20 protein-coding genes are annotated in these 17,090 nt (G+C 44.8%); 8 read left to right on the plus strand and 12 right to left on the minus strand.

Translation table 11 applies throughout. The features are described 5' to 3' along the window. Positions 1-108 precede the first annotated feature (108 nt). Positions 109-1,050, minus strand: coding sequence for a LysR family transcriptional regulator (locus BSZ04_RS02075; protein WP_029561064.1), 942 nt, complete (start codon positions 1,048-1,050; stop codon positions 109-111). Between the two features lie 322 nt (positions 1,051-1,372). Between BSZ04_RS02075 and BSZ04_RS02080 the strand changes: the two genes are divergently transcribed. Further along, positions 1,373-1,990, plus strand: coding sequence for an NAD(P)H-dependent oxidoreductase (locus BSZ04_RS02080; RefSeq protein WP_010451162.1), 618 nt, complete (start codon positions 1,373-1,375; stop codon positions 1,988-1,990). Then, positions 1,987-3,945, plus strand: coding sequence for a monovalent cation:proton antiporter-2 (CPA2) family protein (locus BSZ04_RS02085; RefSeq protein WP_010451161.1), 1,959 nt, complete (start codon positions 1,987-1,989; stop codon positions 3,943-3,945). Before BSZ04_RS02080 ends, BSZ04_RS02085 begins: the two co-directional genes overlap by 4 nt. A gap of 51 nt (positions 3,946-3,996) precedes the next feature. Here the strand turns inward: BSZ04_RS02085 and BSZ04_RS02090 are convergent, their stop codons facing one another. Continuing rightward, a complete protein-coding gene (locus tag BSZ04_RS02090; protein ID WP_010451159.1) occupies positions 3,997-4,290 on the minus strand; it encodes a hypothetical protein in 294 nt (97 codons plus the stop codon). Positions 4,291-4,438: 148 nt separating this feature from the next. Continuing rightward, positions 4,439-5,305 (minus strand): LysR family transcriptional regulator, encoded by an 867-nt coding sequence (locus BSZ04_RS02095; protein ID WP_088879359.1) that lies wholly within the window; start codon positions 5,303-5,305, stop codon positions 4,439-4,441. Positions 5,306-5,422: 117 nt separating this feature from the next. Here BSZ04_RS02095 and BSZ04_RS02100 point away from each other — a divergent pair, with 117 nt between their 5' ends. Then, the gene (locus BSZ04_RS02100) at positions 5,423-5,794 is read left to right on the plus strand and encodes a YybH family protein (protein ID WP_088879360.1); all 372 of its coding nucleotides are present in this window, start codon (positions 5,423-5,425) and stop codon (positions 5,792-5,794) included. Positions 5,795-5,868: 74 nt separating this feature from the next. On the opposite strand, the gene BSZ04_RS02105 is transcribed toward BSZ04_RS02100, so the two are convergent. Further along, positions 5,869-6,966 (minus strand): permease, encoded by a 1,098-nt coding sequence (locus BSZ04_RS02105; RefSeq protein WP_088879361.1) that lies wholly within the window; start codon positions 6,964-6,966, stop codon positions 5,869-5,871. A gap of 251 nt (positions 6,967-7,217) precedes the next feature. On the opposite strand from BSZ04_RS02105, the gene BSZ04_RS02110 reads away from it, so the two are divergent. From BSZ04_RS02110 to BSZ04_RS02120, 3 genes are all read left to right on the plus strand, one after another. Next, complete coding sequence (locus tag BSZ04_RS02110) at positions 7,218-7,511, plus strand: ArsR/SmtB family transcription factor (protein WP_088879362.1); 294 nt, start codon at positions 7,218-7,220, stop codon at positions 7,509-7,511. Then, complete coding sequence (gene sigZ / locus BSZ04_RS02115; RefSeq protein ID WP_088879363.1) at positions 7,498-8,058, plus strand: RNA polymerase sigma factor SigZ; 561 nt, start codon at positions 7,498-7,500, stop codon at positions 8,056-8,058. The genes BSZ04_RS02110 and sigZ overlap by 14 nt, the downstream gene beginning before the upstream one ends. A 175-nt stretch (positions 8,059-8,233) precedes the next feature. After that, a complete protein-coding gene (locus BSZ04_RS02120) occupies positions 8,234-8,677 on the plus strand; it encodes a GNAT family N-acetyltransferase (RefSeq protein WP_088879364.1) in 444 nt (147 codons plus the stop codon). A 34-nt stretch (positions 8,678-8,711) separates the two neighbouring features. Here BSZ04_RS02120 and BSZ04_RS02125 read toward each other — a convergent pair whose 3' ends face one another. Beyond that, entirely contained in the window at positions 8,712-9,605 is an 894-nt protein-coding gene (locus BSZ04_RS02125) for a LysR family transcriptional regulator (RefSeq protein WP_088879365.1), read from the minus strand. A gap of 85 nt (positions 9,606-9,690) precedes the next feature. Between BSZ04_RS02125 and BSZ04_RS02130 the strand changes: the two genes are divergently transcribed. Beyond that, a complete protein-coding gene (locus BSZ04_RS02130) occupies positions 9,691-10,806 on the plus strand; it encodes a linear amide C-N hydrolase (RefSeq protein ID WP_088879366.1) in 1,116 nt (371 codons plus the stop codon). Between the two features lie 44 nt (positions 10,807-10,850). Here the strand turns inward: BSZ04_RS02130 and BSZ04_RS02135 are convergent, their stop codons facing one another. Next, the gene (locus tag BSZ04_RS02135) at positions 10,851-11,108 is read right to left on the minus strand and encodes a hypothetical protein (protein ID WP_010451142.1); all 258 of its coding nucleotides are present in this window, start codon (positions 11,106-11,108) and stop codon (positions 10,851-10,853) included. 194 nt (positions 11,109-11,302) lie between these two features. On the opposite strand from BSZ04_RS02135, the gene BSZ04_RS02140 reads away from it, so the two are divergent. Next, positions 11,303-11,629: a helix-turn-helix domain-containing protein gene (locus tag BSZ04_RS02140; protein WP_088879367.1), complete on the plus strand. Its 327-nt coding sequence runs from the start codon at positions 11,303-11,305 to the stop codon at positions 11,627-11,629. 115 nt (positions 11,630-11,744) lie between these two features. Here BSZ04_RS02140 and BSZ04_RS02145 read toward each other — a convergent pair whose 3' ends face one another. From BSZ04_RS02145 to BSZ04_RS02170, 6 genes are read right to left on the minus strand one after another with little or no spacing between them, the layout of a single operon-like run. After that, entirely contained in the window at positions 11,745-12,491 is a 747-nt protein-coding gene (locus BSZ04_RS02145; protein WP_088879368.1) for a phosphatase, read from the minus strand. 26 nt (positions 12,492-12,517) lie between these two features. Further along, positions 12,518-13,252 (minus strand): nucleoside/nucleotide kinase family protein, encoded by a 735-nt coding sequence (locus BSZ04_RS02150; RefSeq protein WP_088879369.1) that lies wholly within the window; start codon positions 13,250-13,252, stop codon positions 12,518-12,520. 9 nt (positions 13,253-13,261) lie between these two features. Continuing rightward, positions 13,262-13,780 carry an MltR family transcriptional regulator gene (locus BSZ04_RS02155; RefSeq protein WP_005435522.1) on the minus strand — a complete coding sequence of 173 codons (519 nt, stop codon included), beginning with the start codon at positions 13,778-13,780 and terminating at the stop codon, positions 13,262-13,264. Positions 13,781-13,839: 59 nt separating this feature from the next. Further along, positions 13,840-15,111 carry a zinc-binding dehydrogenase gene (locus BSZ04_RS02160; protein WP_088879370.1) on the minus strand — a complete coding sequence of 424 codons (1,272 nt, stop codon included), beginning with the start codon at positions 15,109-15,111 and terminating at the stop codon, positions 13,840-13,842. Between the two features lie 47 nt (positions 15,112-15,158). After that, on the minus strand, positions 15,159-16,580 hold the full coding sequence (locus BSZ04_RS02165) for a PTS mannitol transporter subunit IIBC (RefSeq protein WP_088879371.1): 1,422 nt from the start codon (positions 16,578-16,580) through the stop codon (positions 15,159-15,161). Between the two features lie 12 nt (positions 16,581-16,592). Continuing rightward, positions 16,593-17,036 (minus strand): PTS sugar transporter subunit IIA, encoded by a 444-nt coding sequence (locus BSZ04_RS02170; RefSeq protein ID WP_005425097.1) that lies wholly within the window; start codon positions 17,034-17,036, stop codon positions 16,593-16,595. Between the last annotated feature and the right edge of the window lie 54 nt (positions 17,037-17,090).

Here is a 17,090-nt window from a genome sequence, read left to right on the forward strand (position 1 = left end):
AGAGAAGTATATTGAACAGCGTTTTTTTCTCTAATCGCTTAAAAGAAACCCGCACTTAACGGCGGGTTATTAATAAACGATGGTAGTTAGCTTGATAACTGATGGTTATTATTGTTCGGTTTCAAGGTCAAGGTGCCCGACAATAATGTTCGTCACTAGGTTCCTCAACCAATGCACCATTTCATTGCGTCGATTCTTATGATGGTAATAAGCAAGTAATGATGGCTCGACCACCATGCCTTCCAGCTCAATATCAAGCCTACGGAGTTTATACAGCTTATCGACATTCACGGTTTTTGATGCTGGAAACACCATATCTGAATTCGCTACCACATCAATAATTGCTGACGGCAGCTCTGAACGAAACGCGATTTTAGGCTCTATCCCTTTGATCTTCAAAATTTTCTCTGAAAAAGAAATATTGGAGTTCCAGTCTGCAGCGATAACCGTCGCAAACTCAAGATGTTGGCAATCAGAAACTCTCAGGCAGTTACCTTTCAGAGGATGGTCTTTTCGAACGTAAGCACAAAATGCATCTTTAACGATCTCTTTCGTCAAGAGCTCTTTGGGGGCATGGTTGATTTCATAATTTACACCAAGGAGTACTTCGTCCTTAATGATCTCATCCATGGTAGAGCGAGACCAGTTAAGCAAATGTACTTGAACGTTAGGTGCCGCTTGTCTGATTGCTTGGAAGATTTCGCTTGCATACGAGCTAAGAATAAATGGCGCTAAAGCGAGCTTAATCGTCCCATTCATCTCCAATGGATTAAAATCTTTAGAGCCATTGAGTGTAATGGATATTTCATCGAGTAACGGTGCAAGGCTTTCAGCCAATTCGTTAGCATATTCAGTCGCTCTCAAACCGTGATGAGTTTTAACAAATAGCTCATCGTCAAAATGATCCCGCAGCCTCTGCAATGCCTTACTCACTGCTGGTTGAGAAACAAATAATCGCTCAGCCGCACGTCGCATGTTTCGTTCTTGATGAAGGATGATAAACGTCCTCAGTAAATTGAGGTCGAGATTAGAGAAGAGGTCTTTTGCCATAAAATTACGTCGTTGATAACTTTGGGTTATTATTCAGCATACGAACAGATTTGACGACTTTCCAACCAGCAAACACCAATTATTTGCGATCGATACGTCTTCATGACGTAAAAATAACAAAAGCAGTTCATGCTCGAACCCTGCTCCCCCAAAGGATGATACCACCCCATGCATAGCGCTTATTATTGAAAATGAGCTTACCTTTCGTTTGTTCAATCACTAAAGTAGATAGGGCATCATTTATGAGTTACAGTTTGTTACAGCAATCAAAAGCCTTTCATTCCTATACCAAAAATGGTTTAGACGCATAGCAAGGATTCCTATGATAAATAAAAAAGTCCTCATTCTCTTTGCGCATCCTTCCCAGCATCGCTCAGAAGTTAACGCTCCTCTTTTTAAAGCTGCGAACACTGTTGAAGGCGTCACTTGCGTAGATCTCTACGCTGAATACCCGCACTTCAATATCAACATAGACCGCGAACAGCAGCGTTTGCGTGATCATGATGTGGTGATTTTTCAGTTTCCATTATATTGGTACTCGACACCCGCCATCTTAAAAGAGTGGCAAGATTTGGTGTTAGAGTACGGTTTTGCTTATGGCTCTGAAGGAACTGAACTACAAGGAAAAACACTACTCTGTGTGCTCTCTGCAGGCGGTAAAGAAGAAGCGTATAAAGCTGAAGGTTACAACCATTTCACTATTCGAGAATTGCTTGCTCCTATCGAGCAGATGTCTGCGCTCACCGGGATGCATTACATTGCACCATTGGCGCTGTTTGGTTCTCGTACCGCGCAAGAAGAAAACCGAATTGATCAGCATATAGAGCGTTACAAAACGCTACTTAGTGCGTTAGTCAATGATACGCTGGATCTCAAAGCTGCCGCTTCACTCATCAAACTCAACAGCGCACTCCCACAACTGATTAAGGAAGCGTCATGACAGGGATATTCTTACAAGCCTTCGTTTATCTTATTGCCGCCGTTATAGCCGTCCCTCTAGCAAAGCGTTTAGGTTTAGGTTCGGTACTGGGGTACCTGATCGCTGGTGTGGTTATTGGGCCAATCATTGGATTAGTCGGTGAAGAGACCACGACTATTCAACACTTCGCCGAATTTGGCGTCGTGATGATGTTATTTCTTGTTGGTTTAGAGCTTGAGCCCAAAATGCTTTGGGCGATGCGTAACCGCTTAATGGGCTTAGGTGGTCTCCAAGTTGGTGGTACTACTGCGCTAATTATGGCAATCGCAATTTACTTTGGTCAGCCATGGACCATTGCACTGGCAATCGGCTTAATTTTTGCGCTGTCATCCACTGCGATTGTTCTGCAAACCTTTAGTGAAAAAGGATTAACCAAAACCGAAGGTGGTCAAAACGCGTTCTCGGTACTTCTTTTCCAAGATATCGCAGTTATTCCAATGCTGGCGTTTATTCCACTGTTGGCACTGCCAGAGTTGGTAGAACAAGCACAATCGGCAGCTCAAGCAGCCGCAGAACATCATGAAGAACTCAGCTTGGTTGCTGGACTTCCTGGCTGGGCTTACGGCATAGTGATTACGGCTTCTATTGCTATTGTCGTTGTTGGCGGACATTTCTTAAGTCGTCCACTATTCCGCTACGTAGCAAGCTCTGGCCTGCGTGAAATCTTTACCGCAACGGCACTGATGCTGGTGATCGGCATTGCTGCTTTGATGAGCCTAGTGGGTTTATCTCCTGCTCTAGGTACTTTCTTAGCAGGCGTAGTATTAGCGAACAGTGAATTCCGCCATGAATTGGAGTCAAACATTGAACCATTCAAAGGTTTGCTGCTGGGTCTGTTCTTTATCACGGTTGGCGCAGGCATCGACTTCTCAGTACTGTTCAGCGATTTTGGTTTGATCATCGCTCTTACGCTAGGTGTGATGATCCTGAAAGCGGCGATTCTGTTTATTCTTGCTTTCATTTTCCGCATCAAAGGCAGCAACCGATGGTTGTTTACGTTGAGCTTAGCGCAAGCGGGTGAGTTTGGCTTTGTACTTCTGAGCTTCTCAGTGCAAAACCACGTGATTCCATTCGAGCTTTCACAAACACTGGCATTGGTTGTTGCGATCTCAATGTTCTTGACGCCAGGATTATTCATCCTGTTCGACAAAGTCATTCTTCCTCGCTTTGAGAGTGAATCTAACGAGCGCGAAAGCGACACGATTGAAGAACAAGGTACGGTCATCATCGCAGGTATTGGCCGATTTGGTCAGATCGTCAATCGCCTATTAGTGTCTAATGGCGTTCAGACGGTTGTGCTAGATCACCAAGCCAGTCAAGTAGATAACATGCGTCAAATAGGTACACGTGCTTACTTTGGTGATGCCATGCGCCCAGACATGTTACATACCGCAGGAATTGAACACGCTGCCGCACTTGTGGTTGCCATTGATAACCAAGAAGCCAGTGTCGAACTGGTCAAATACGTTAAGCACACCTATCCAAAAGTGAAAGTAATCGCTCGCGCGTTCGACCGTGGCCATGGCTACCTGCTCCGCCAAGCCGGAGCCGATATTATCGAATCCGAGACGTACCACTCTGCATTAGAAATGGGTGGACACGTAATGAAATCTCTTGGAATTCACCCATTTTATGTTGAGCAGCAAAAAACAACGTATAAGCGGGTAGAGGATCGTAAATCAGACATGCTTTACGAAGCGTGGGCCGATGACTCTGAGGGCGAACGTTACGATAACAACTTCCGTCAACTATTTATTCACCTTGAGGAGAGGATGGCTGAAGAGATGCAGAAAGATCGTCACGATAAACTGTCCCGTTCAGAACGCGGTTGGACACCGCCACCGAAGGGATACGCAGACGACTTCAACGAAGACAACGTCCAAGAGCTGCAACCTTGCAAAGAAGTGCCTAAATAAATTCTGAAACCTCTCTCTGGGAGGTTTTTTATCACCCAAGAAAATGGGAAACTACATAAGATCACTCATGAGCATCTCGTATTCCTCATTTGCTTCATCCACAAGATGAGAAAGCTCCAATGCATCGGTTTTGGCAAGAGTAAACTGCCATGGAACTGTGTCTTCCTTCCCACAAATGCGTGTTTGAGCCCCACTGCTTTCAAAAGAAAGGTCATCAAATTCGGTGCTATGGTGCTCTTGAAGCTCGACAATTTCTACTTCCAATTTGCCTACAGGATTGACTTCAATATGGGCGTGTAAATCTGGGCTATTCGATAAACAATACTCTCGATGAACTGCAATCATGGCTGCCTCCTTGGTGTGCCAACTGCCAACTCATCAAACAGTGTAGACGAGGGAGTTTGAACGCGGGGTGAAAAAATGATGAAGATTGATCCTGAATAAAAATGCAGCAACTTTAATTTCGGACTCCTCCTATTGTTCCGCTCTGCCCCTAGTTTCTACATAAAATCACTTCTTCGATACGCTCTTCAATTGCCTTTATCGCTAATGTTACCGCCATCGGCACGTGAGCTTGATATGGATGCAACACATAAATCGGATTCACCTTTGACGCTTTAGCTTGAGGTACAGGTTCAAGAAGCGAGTTCGAGGCCAACATAAAGTCAGGCAAGATCCCAAAACCTAATCCCATTTCTAAAAGGCTCTCTACATCAAACACAGTATTTGCACGATGCTTTACTAAGTATTGAACTTGGTGCTCTTTCTCATCCAAAGAGAATGCATGAACAATGGGCTCCACCTGCCAGTGTTGAGCGATATAGGAAGTGGCTTCAATGTCAGCATGAGTCTCTTTAGCCCGACATAATACATCACAAAACTGCCCCACTTTACGCTGTTTTATGTTCGAATCACCAGATGCCCCTACTCGCACCGCGAGGTCGATATCCTGCTGAACAATATCCACATGCTTATCATCACTGACTAGATTTAAATGCACATCTGGGTAATCAGAAAAAACGCTCGTTAAAGCAGGGAGCACTATCGGACGCATTAATGCATGTGGCGCAGTGACGGTTAGTTTTCCCGTAGGCACTTGCTTCAACTCTGCCGCTTCTAACCATGCCGCTTCAGCTTGCTTTGTCATTTGCGCACACTGCTGATAAAAACGTTCACCAGCGGAGGTTAATGCTTGCTTTCTCGTTGTGCGTTTGAGCAAACACGTATCTAGCTCTTGCTCTAGCTGCTTCAATGCAGAGCTCAATACCGACTTAGAAAGCTCCAACTTTTCTGCAGCTTTGGAGATCGACCCACATTCAACAATATGAACGAATAGAGACATTAAACGCAGCTTATTCATCGCCCTTCCTTATTGTTCTTTTTTACAGAACATTCAATTCTTATTACTTTGTTTTTCTATCTCAATTCTAACCCTATGATTGCTACATAAACAAACACCAATTAAAGGATATTCAGGATGACTCAATCAGTTTTAGAACGCGCTCAAGCAGGCATTTCAGCATGGCAAATCGCTTTCAACAATCAAGACGCTGCGGGCTGTGCAGCACAATACGCTGAAGATGCGGTTATGATTGCAAAACCATTTGGCACCTTTGAGGGACGTGGAGCGATCCAAGCATTCTGGCAAAACATCATGGACCAAGGTTTTAACAGCGTGGACTACACCAACACTAAGTGGGAAAAAGACAGCGAAAATGGCTACATTCTTACGTCAGATTGGACGATGAACAAGGCGTTTGGTGTCGTGCACAAAGAATTGTGGGAAATTCAAGAAGATGGCCTATCTCGCCTCACTTACGATGAATTTGAAGTGCTTGGCGAGCGATAAGCTTTAAGTCTTTCAGAATAAAAATCCCCAAGCCGAAACTTGGGGATTTTTGTTTTTCAGTTTACTTAATTACATTAAGCAAAGATGAAGGTGTATAGGTAACCTGCACCCATTGCCATCGTTAAGATAACGAATAGGAAGGCTGCAATCATTTGGTTCTTAAAGATTGATTTCAACAAAATCACTTCTGTAAGACTTGCACCTGCGCTACCAATGATAAGAGCCATTACTGAACCCAGTGCCATACCTTTTTGTACTAGTGCTGCACTTAGTGGAATTACGGCCTCTGCACGGATGTACAATGGAATACCAATAATTGCTGCTACTGGAATCGCGTACCACTTCGCTTCACCTGCGTACTCCGCAATAAGATCCGTTGGGATGAAGCCGTAAATGAATGAACCAATCGCAATACCCATCATCAGGTAAGGGAACACCTGTTTAAAGTCTTTCCAAGTTGAGTGCCAAATACGTACCCAGCGGCTAGGTTCTTTTTCTTCCACGATTGTTGCTGTTGCAGTACCGTCTGATGAACAGCAAGACACTTCCACTTTAGGCTCTGCTTTTGGTTCGCTATCACCACAACAAGATGTTTTTGCTGCAACTGGTGCAGATTCGCCACAACCGCTGGTAGTGCAGCTTGATACTGGTTTCGCTTGTTCTTTTTTCTTGCTTGAATCACCGCAAGATGTACCACATGAAGAGGTGCCTGCTGCTTCGTACGCTTCTGGTTTTACGTAACGTTCAAAGCCCAGCTTTTCTAGTACATAGCCCGCAACCACAGACACCGTCATTGCGATAACAAAGTAGAATACCGCGACTTTCCAACCAAAGGTCACCACAAACAAGCCAATGATCACTGGGTTAAGCAGTGGACTTGCAAATAAGAACACCATCATAGGTCCGAAACCTGCTCTTGCACGCAATAGACCTTTCAAGAGAGGAATCGTCGAACACGAACAGAAAGGCGTAATCGAACCTAATAGCGCAGCAATGAAGTAGCCTTTACCCTTTTTCGAGCTCAGGATCGATTGAATTTTTTCTGGCGTTAGAAAATCTTGCAACACACCCACAATGTAGCTAATCGCTAGGAATAGGATGATAAGTTCGGTTGCTAGAAACGCAAACATATCAAGCGCTTCCTTAGCCATAGTCATGATTTCTGGATTCATATTGATTCTCCTACTGATGTCACATCAGTAACTGTAAATTTCCTAATGAAGCTGAATTCTTCATTTCTATTTTTCTCGAATTATAGAATTAAAAAACAATGCGTCAACCATTATATTTCGATAAATATCGAAATATAATTTTAGTTCTTATTTATCAACAAATTAACTATTGAAACTTTCTTGTTTGCTATTCATCCACACTTTCACTATCATCGAAATGTATTTATCGTCTGTCATTCCAAGAGGTCAGTATGGAACTCGAAGCTGTAGCAAAAGCGCTCAAAGAGTTAGGACACCCTACTCGTTTATGTATCTATAAAGAGGTGGTTAAAGCGGGCTACGAAGGTATCGCAGTTGGTGGCGTACAAGATAAACTCGGCATTCCAGCTTCTACGCTTTCTCATCACATCTCGAGCCTTGCCTCAGCCGGCTTAATCAGTCAGCGCCGTGACGGTCGCACTTTGTATTGTGTCGCTGAGTATGAATGCTTAGATACGGTGATTGGCTTCTTGCGTGACGAGTGTTGCATCAATGAAAACTGCTAACCTTGAATCGATCTGGAGCGAATACGAACACGCTATTCATGCTTTCTTACGCTCTAAAGTCAGTAATGAAGACGACGTAGACGACTTAAAACAAGAGATCTTACTCAAGACGTATCATAATCTTGGGGACATTCGCGACGTATCAAGCGTGAAATCATGGCTATTCCAAATCGCCAATAACGCCATCATCGATTTCTACCGTAAACGTGCGCGAAATCAGCGTGATAATGATCTCGTCGCTGACGATCTTTGGTTTGAAGAACAAGAAGCGAGCCTTAAACAAGAACTCTCGAAGTGCATTGCGCCGTTTGTGCAGGCGCTACCAGAAGAGCAATCGCAACTGCTCGCTTCTATTGAGCTCGAAGGCATGAGTCAGAAGAAGCTAGCAGAACAACAAGGCATCAGTTACTCGACTCTCAAATCACGTGTTCAGAAAGGACGTGTAGAATTGAAAAAGCTGTTTGAAAAATGTTGTAGCTTCTCATTCGACAAGCAAGGTCGTATGACAGATTGCAACCAAAACGGTTCTTCATGCGATAAGTGCTAGCCTCGCGGCAAACACCCATCTCGTAATAAATACCAATAGTCTGGCGGCTTTCTTTGGCGCCGCCCGTCTATGAACTCCCTCACAGCTTTACCCCGCCGTTAGTTATCTCATTTGCTATCTTACTGAATAGTAAGCTTTACTTCTTTTGCTTTAAGGAAGAAGGAATCCCGTATTTATGATCTCACTAAGAGAGCTCACCAAAGAAAACTACCTAGACTGTATTCGTCTCAATCTGCATCCTGACCAGGAAGAAAATCTTGCCTCCAACGCGATTACGATTGCTCAATCACGCTTTGAGACCGACTACCGGTTGAAAGCGATTTATGAGCAAGAGACTGTGATCGGTTTACTTGCGTTTTGCCATGAAGACGAACCACTCGATTACTCCATTTACTGGCTATTTCGTTTTATGATCGATAAAGATCATCAAAACAAAGGCTATGGAAAGCAAGTACTAAGCTTACTTGTAGAAGAGGTGCAGCAACTTGGCGGTAAAACCCTACTCACAATGCACAAACCAACCAATAAGCAAGCGGGAAAGCTATATCGTGCGTTCGGGTTTCATGAAGATGGCGTGCTTGATGATGGCGATATTTCATTAAGGTTGGGGCTTAATTAATCCAGTACGGCCCCGCTAGATAAGCTTTCAGGTATTAAGCCTGCTTATCAAACCACTCGGTCACCAATGCCACCAGCTTTTGATGCACAGGGCTTAGCGTGTTGCCTCGTTTAAGTAACACATACCCTGCACGACCTTCATTCGCCATAAAATCGATGTTTAATGGAACAAATTCACCTTTTTCATCGTGAGCTTGCACTAAGTGATGTGGAAGCAAGGCAAAGCCCTCATTTTTCAATAATCGCATCAATACATCGATGTTGCTGATGCGAGATATGTTGGGCGACATCACCTGCTGGTTGCCTAGTGCACTCGTGCTGAAATTCTCAGCGATGTATTGATGGTGTGACGCAAGATCTTGCAAAGTCACAACGGCTTTCTGAACTATCAGGCTTTGCCTATGGGCGTAGAAGGTAAACTTAGGATAGCCCAAGTTAATAAACGACATTCCTTCGGTTGGAAATGCTTGTCCTCGGTTAAGTACCACTGCAAAGTCCGCTTGTTTCGCCATTAGCATCTCTAACGCTTCATCACGGCTTCGATGCAACCAATGAATCGCAGTGTTCTTGTATTGCTTGCGCAGAGACAGGTCGATATCCGCTATGGCATCACACGGCACCGACATATCATGGCAAATCGTTATCTCCGGGATATCCCCTTGAGAGTAGCTGTCACAAGAAAGCTCTAAAGACTGCATTTGGTAAAGAATGTGCTTGGCTTGAGTAAGTAACGTCGCCCCTACTTCCGTCAAGACTGGCGTTCTTCCTTTGCGTTCAAATAAGGTTACATCCCAATCAATTTCTAGATCGCTGACTTGATGGTGAAGCGTCGCTCGGTCTTTCCCAACAACCCTCGCGGCTTGGCTGAATGAACCATGCTCAGCGACAGCAACAAATGCAGTAAGTTGGTCTAAACTGGCTCTAGGCATAAGAAGCTCCTCAAACAATGGACTCGTTTATCTTAATTCAATCCGATCCTGAATGTTGCAATATTTGCAACAAAACTGAGATTACATGATGAATACAAAGCGTAATAATGAGCACATATTGAAACGTTACGAGGGCAATTCAATGAAAGGTTTTAGCAAAAAGGTACTTCTAATAGCATCTGTCGCAACGGCAATCGGCAGCATATCTACCGCCGCCAATGCGTGTTCACGTTTGGTTTGGGAGACTCAAGACCACGGGGTATTTGTTTCTCGTACTATGGACTGGATGGAAGCCAACCAGCCAACCATCGATGTACGTCACGCTGGTCAAACCTACCGTGGCTACGATAAAGGCGATGCGCTTACGTGGACATCGAAATACGCTTCCATTGGTGTGAGTATTTACGGCGTGGGCATTATTGATGGCTTCAACGAGAAAGGCTTTGCGGCTAATGCATTGTTTTTAGATGAGGAAAACCCAGGCGTACCACAAGCTGGCAAACAACAAATCGAAAACTCGCGCTTTGTCGCCTATTTGATTGATAGCTTCGCGTCCGTTGATGAAGCGTTGAAGAATCTAGATTCAATCCAAATCCAACAGTTCAGCCACAATGGCATTGAAATGAAGGGACATTACTCATTAGAAGACGCAAGTGGTGACTCTGCTGTGTTGGAATACATCGACGGCGCTTGGCAAGTTCATCACGGCAAACAATATGACGTGATGACTAACAGCCCAGAGTACGCGCAACACTTGAAAAACTGGCAAGAAGCGCAACCAAAAGCGAAGAGTGATGTGAATGGTGAGTTCCCGATCCCGGGTAACATTAATTCTGCTCAACGCTTTATCTGGAACAGCTACATGAAGGATCAGCTTAAAGAGCCTAGCAGCTACACCAATGGCATTGCGAAACTGGATAGTGTGACCTATAAAATCCCATTGGATGCGGCAAACCGCCCGGTGAATGGCGAAATGCGTGGCTACGCAACCATCTATGGTTTGGTGTACAACCTAGACCAAAAAGTAATGAACGTGCGTTACCAGTATGATGACAGTTACACGCAGTACTCAGTGGACTTTAACAAGTTGAATGACGGACATAACTACACCATTAAAGCCGACTTATCGGATCTATTTGGTGACATTTCATCTCGCTTAGAAAAAGGCGATGGTGTAATGGGGCAGCACTTGATTAAGTAATAGCTTTGAGAAGGTTGCCTTTAGCAACCTTCTCAACTTGAACATTATATTTCTCGATTTAGTGAGTCGATTACCGCCGTCAAATTATCTTCACCCAAAGCGACAATTTGCTTTTCCTGCTCACTAAGCCTTTCAAAAGCGTCCTGTATTTCACGCTCATCAATAAGTGCTCGATGCATATATAGTTCTTTATACACCATCAACCTTTTTTGGGATTCTTTTACCAACCACCCCATATCTAGATTGCTTTCTTTGCAATGCACTCTTAACTCATCTACTAGATCATCTAAAATGCGTTGCATTTTGCGATCTTTTAATCGCCATTTGTCTGATAATTTTCTGTTATGTATTTTCATTTGCCGCAAACTGACTGAATAATCTACGTTTTTATTAGAACAGCATTTTTATAAAAAATTCATTTGCGGGTAAATACGTGCTAGTTAACTTGGTCCACAATTTGCGTCGTTTAGGTCAAATCTGTCCAAATGGAGCGCTTATGCATATTGACCCAATCGTTGAAGTTCTTATTCAAAGAAGGAAAGAACAAGGCGTTTCCAGAGAAAAAATGGCTCAAGCAGCAGGAATGAGCTTAAAGACATATCAACGCATTGAAAGGGGGGAATCTGACATGAAGCTCTCCCAGTACAGAGCAATTTTGCGTGCTCTGCAACTGACAGATCTAGACGTAGCTTTAGATATTCGAGATATTGATCATGTGGTCGCGGAAGATGTCCTAACTGCCGCTCGCTTGCTCAGCCCGGATGCTCAAACGTTGCTGACGAAGTTGATTTTCCTTGTCCACAAAAACTCTACCTGTTCATGAGAAAAGTGGCTACGGAGAATAAACCCGAACGTGCCGGGCTTATTCTTCGGCTTACGTATAACCTTATTTGTCAATAACTAAGCTAAATCCACTGAGCCTTAGCATAGTCGATTTCTCAGTACAGGCATTCAAACTCGGGAATTCTCTTCTTACCTCTCAGCAATAAGAAGTTCAAGAATCGACTCGTCGATGTAGTGAGTATCTTCTCTTCATCCACACCGTGTTTTTCCAGCAACGCAATTGCCAAATCTAACTTGGAAATCTCTTCACTGAAATGGGCATCCGACCCTGTACTGAAGTAAACGCCAATCTCTTTGCCCAATTCGACAATGCGATCACAACGAGAATCACTGCCCTTACGGCTTTTGCCAGTCAAAGATGTATTGTTAATTTCAACCGCAACATTGTGCTCTTTCGCGCAGCGCAGCACCTGTTCCATATCGAATGGGTAATTTGGGTTACCTAAATGACCAAGAACATCCACTCTGCCGCTTTGAATCGCATTTATCAGGGCGGCGGTATGCTCAGCTTCCGTTGCTGGCTTGAATACGGGTTCATGGAAACTCGCAATCACCCAGTCAAGATGTTGGTCAGAGGACGGTGGTAAGTCTATCTCCCCTTTCACATTCAGCGTGTTGGCTTCGACGCCACGGAGAATGCCGATCTCATGTAAAAAGCGGGGCAAAATTCTTTGATTGTTGAAATGCCAGTAGTGAGGGGCTCCAGGCATCTCGGGAGCATGATCGGTGGTACAAAGAAGTTTTAGCCCCTTATTCTTAGCAGACAATGCGTTCTCTAAAATCGTGCTGTAAGCGTGTCCACTGGCAATAGTATGGGTGTGGCTATCAATCACGATATCCATGGTGACCTCCTGAGATTGTGGACGAACTATCGAATGTCGAACGAACCGTTTTGATTAAGAAACAACGATAAGTCAGCAGGAATCGAGTGATTCAGCACTTTATCAACGTTGACCGCATCAGAACGTAAGTAGAACGCCAATGCGGCATCTGGATCTGTACCGCCACGGATTTTTCGATTAACCAAACGCTCTTTTAGAAACTCCGCTTGAGTATCAATAAACACCGTAAAATCGGCCAAGCGATGCAGTTCTTTCCATACCGGTTCATCAAGCAACAACCAGTTGCCCTCGACAACGACAATATTACGGTTAACTTGAATGGCATCATCAACCGGATCATGCAGGTTACGGTCATAGTAAGGCCATTTGCTGTCTTTCACTTTAAGCTGTTTCAGCTTGTCGATAAGCTCAGTGAGATTGAACGTTTCGTAAGAACCTTTAATGCTGCGCAGCGGAACAACTTCGCCATTACGCTCAATGGTGTTGCTGTCGAGGATTTCGTTCGGATAGTGAAAACCATCAAAAGGCAGAACCTGAAGTGGCTCTTGGTTTTCATCTTGTTCAGAAAGGTGTTCCCAGAACGCAGCTAGGGTTGACTTACCGCTGCCCGGAGGGGCACACAAAAACACGACAATGCGTTCCTGCTTCTCGTGATAAAGACGGGTAAACTTTTCGATAAGAGGTTGATGGATTCGCTTTACGTCGGCATCAGGAAAGGTAGCTTCGGTTTCAAAACCACTGACGTTTAAATTCACTTTCATGGTGAACCCTTATTGATTGATCTCCCCTTCGATTCTTTCTATCAACATTTCACACGACAGCTTCAACACTGTTTTGATGAGAGATTCGTATCTCATTTGCGAAAAGGACTCAAACGAAGAGAACTTAAGCTGATTGATCGACTCAAGATAAAAGCTGTCTTGCTGAGAAGAGAGTACCGCTTGGTTTTTGATGAAGTCGTAAATCACGTCATCCGCAAATTCGACTTTCTCCGGTTGGCTAACCACGTACTCCAAGACCTGATCGTACAATCCGATATCGGCGTAAGTTTCCAAAGAGATTTTGCCCATCGCAAACATCAGCTTCGATACCACATCGGTCGTCACCAACGGACCATCTTCTTTCAATAAAGGATCCACAGCATACTCCTTCACCAGATCGTCTTGGACGAACACGCTCGGAAGTAATGCTTTTAACTTGAGGTTAATTATTTTGTTAGAAACCTGAAGAAACGCAGTCGCATTTTCGCACTCGTCCAGTTTCTCCAGTAATTCGTCTTCACGTGACAACGTATTATGACCTCTCCATTATGTGGCAGCGCAAAGGCTACCACACAAATTCGTTGCAACTAAACCGTTAAGCTCACGTCATAAAACTCAAGTAACGCTTTTTCTGCATGTGCGTTCCACACATAGTTGTTAGCGTTCAAAATTGCGTCTAATTCGGCGAAGAACGGGTCTTGGTCTGCCAACGATAAGAAATCATCAATCGCGGTCAATGGCAGGTCAATATGCGGGTAAATCAACTTCTTACCACCCGGGATATCCAACTGATTCAAAATCGTATGCGGTGCAGCTTGCAAGCCACCAACGTGGGTGATCATGAACGATGGATTGATCTTACCTTGTGAAGACAACTCGATAGATTCCACCATGTCGCCGGTCGAGCCACCAGACGTGCCCACAATGTGCGTTGATTCGTAATGCACGTTGTAGAAGTTAAACGGTACTTTGAATTTTTTATCGGTAGGGCCTGCGAAAAAGTTCAAGCAGCCATCGTTACCCAACAGCTCATCGGCTTGTTCTAGCACTTGCGATACCGCCGCATACACCATCACATCGTCGTAACCTTTGCCATCGTTCAGCGCTTTCAGATAAGTCACAGGGTCATCGACTTGAGCTGTGTTCACGTAATGCAGCTCAACGCCTTGCTCTTTTGCTTTCACTACCGGAATTAAGCACTCTGCTCGATCTAAGCGTGCAGCGTCGATGTCTGTTACCACAATCAGTTTTGGCTTCACAGGTCCGTTAATCGCGTAATCAATCGCGCCAATGCCCATAGGGCCAGCACACGCAAGTAGCGCTAACGCTCCACCCTCTTTGATGCCCATATCGTGCTCATACACGTATTGCGTAGTGTGGTAACTCGCGTGATAAGCACCAATGATGCATGACATTGGTTCAGCCAAAGACGCATCTGCAAAGTAATCACCGTGGTAAGGCAGCACACAACCTAAATCGATAGCGATTTTCGGAATGATGGAATACGTTGCGTTGCCACCAAAGGTTTCGTAGCTGTAACCCGCCGAGTAACCAGTAGGCAACCCCATTGCTGGTTGCAGTACAAAGTAATCGCCTGCTTTGTATTGGTCTTTTAGGTTCTCACCGACTTCAACAATCACACCTGCGTATTCGTGGCCCGTCATCACTGGCACTTCATCGATGTTCTCAGGTACGCGTTTGTGTTTGCTACCTAACAATGCCGCTTTGTAAGTGGACAAGCAGATGCTGTTTGAAATGTTTTTAACCAGAAGTTCATCGGCTGAAATGCTTGGCAAATCAAAGGTTCTTAGTTGAACGTCTTTCTCGCCACAGATAACCGCTGCCGTTGTTTGTACCATGATTTCTCTCCTAAATGGGGCGGTAGGTTCCGCCCCATACTGCATTGTTAGGCTGGTTGCTCAGTTGCGACCGTTTGTTGCTTAATCTTGTCCATCAGCTCATCGAGCGCTGGATCATTGAGGAAGTTCTTAATCGTTATTACTGGCAAGCCTGTTGCTTTAATCGCTCGGCTTTCTAAGCTTTCGTGCGTCACGACGATGTCAGCGTCACTTGGGACTTTTTCGATGGCGAAGTTCTTCACTTCAATATCAATCCCAGCTTGAACTAACTTGCGCTTGAAGGTTGAAGCTCCCATCGCGCTTGAGCCCATACCCGCATCACAAGCGAATGCGACAAATGCAATTGGTTTGTTTACTTCTTGTGTTGCAGCGGCAACTGGTTTGATTGCGCCTTCCGCTTTCATGTCTTTCATCTCAGAGACTGACTGTTCAAACTCATCTTCTTTGTCTTCTGCCTTGCTCATCTTCAGAATCGCACTTGCGACAAGGAAGGAAACAATTGTTGCTGTTGTGACACCTGCGATGGTCGCTAAGAAGCTGCCTTTCGGAGTCAATGCTAGGTAAGAGAAGATTGAGCCTGGACTTGGACCTGCTACCAAACCTGCATCAAGTAGGTTGAAGGTTGCGATACCTGTCGCTGCACCCGCAATCATCGCCAAGATCATGATTGGCTTCATTAACACGTACGGGAAGTACAGCTCATGAATACCGCCGAAGAAGTGAATAATGATGGCACTTGGCGCAGAGCGTTTCGACAGACCTTGACCAAACTTCGCGTACGCCAGCAACATACCAAGGCCCGGACCTGGGTTAGATGCCACCATAAAGAAGATAGACTTACCTGTTTCAGCGGCCGCCTGCAGACCCAATGGGTAATAAATACCTTGGTCGATAGCGTTGTTAAGGAACAGCACTTTCGCAGGCTCGTTGATGATTGCTAGTAGAGGGAGGAATCCCGTTGCCACCAAGGCTTCGATGTCTGATTTCACAAACAAGTTTGCCGCCGTTACCGCCGGGCCAACAATCTCGTAGGCGAACAGACACAGAATCATGCCCACAATACCCAGTGAGAAGTTGTTCACCACCATCTCAAAACCAGAAGGAATACGGTGTTGGATTCGCTTATCCATTTGCACCACAACCCAAGCGCTGAGTGGGCCCATGATCATCGCGCCGACGAACATTGGGATGTCCGCACCAACGATAACACCCATAGTACCAATGGCACCGGCTACCGCGCCGCGTTTATCACCAACAATCTGACCACCGGTATAACCGATCAACAGTGGTAATAAGTAAGTGATCATTGGGCCAACGAGTTCTCCAAACGCTTCGTTTGGCATCCAACCTGTTGGGATAAAGAGTGCAGTAATAAAGCCCCAAGCGATGAAGGCTCCGATATTTGGCAGCACCATGGCGGTCAAATGACCCCCGAAGGCTTGCACATTGGCTCGCATGTTTGCTTTCACGTTATGTTCCTTTTAGTATGCTTTTATTATGTCTAGCACTTGTTCCTTAGATGAAGCTTGTGCCAGTTTTGCAATGTTCTCTTCGTCCACAAACATCTCGCTCAGCGCTTGAATCACCTCAATGTGGGTATCAGAGTCTTTTGCAGCTAGGGTAATAAGAATGTTGGCAGGACCAAGGTCCGAACCAAAATCAACTGGTGAAGGGAAAATATGAATGCCCAAGCCCGTTTTTAGGACACCGGTTTCTGGGCGAGCATGTGGCATCGCCAGTCCAGGGCACAACACATAGTAAGGACCATTTTCTTCGGTCGATTGGATGATGGCATCCGCGTATTGCTGAGAAACGTAACCTTTGTCTTCTAGGTATTGCGTTGTCTTTTTAACTGCGTCTTGCCATTGGTAAGCGCGGTCATTAATAACATCTACTAGTTCGTGGTCGATTAATTCATACAGCATTTTTAAACCCTATCAACAGTTCGGTTTCGATGGGTTAATTATCAATAAGAGTCG

Origin of the sequence: Vibrio rotiferianus, from assembly GCF_002214395.1 — a bacterium.
GTDB lineage: Bacteria > Pseudomonadota > Gammaproteobacteria > Enterobacterales > Vibrionaceae > Vibrio > Vibrio rotiferianus.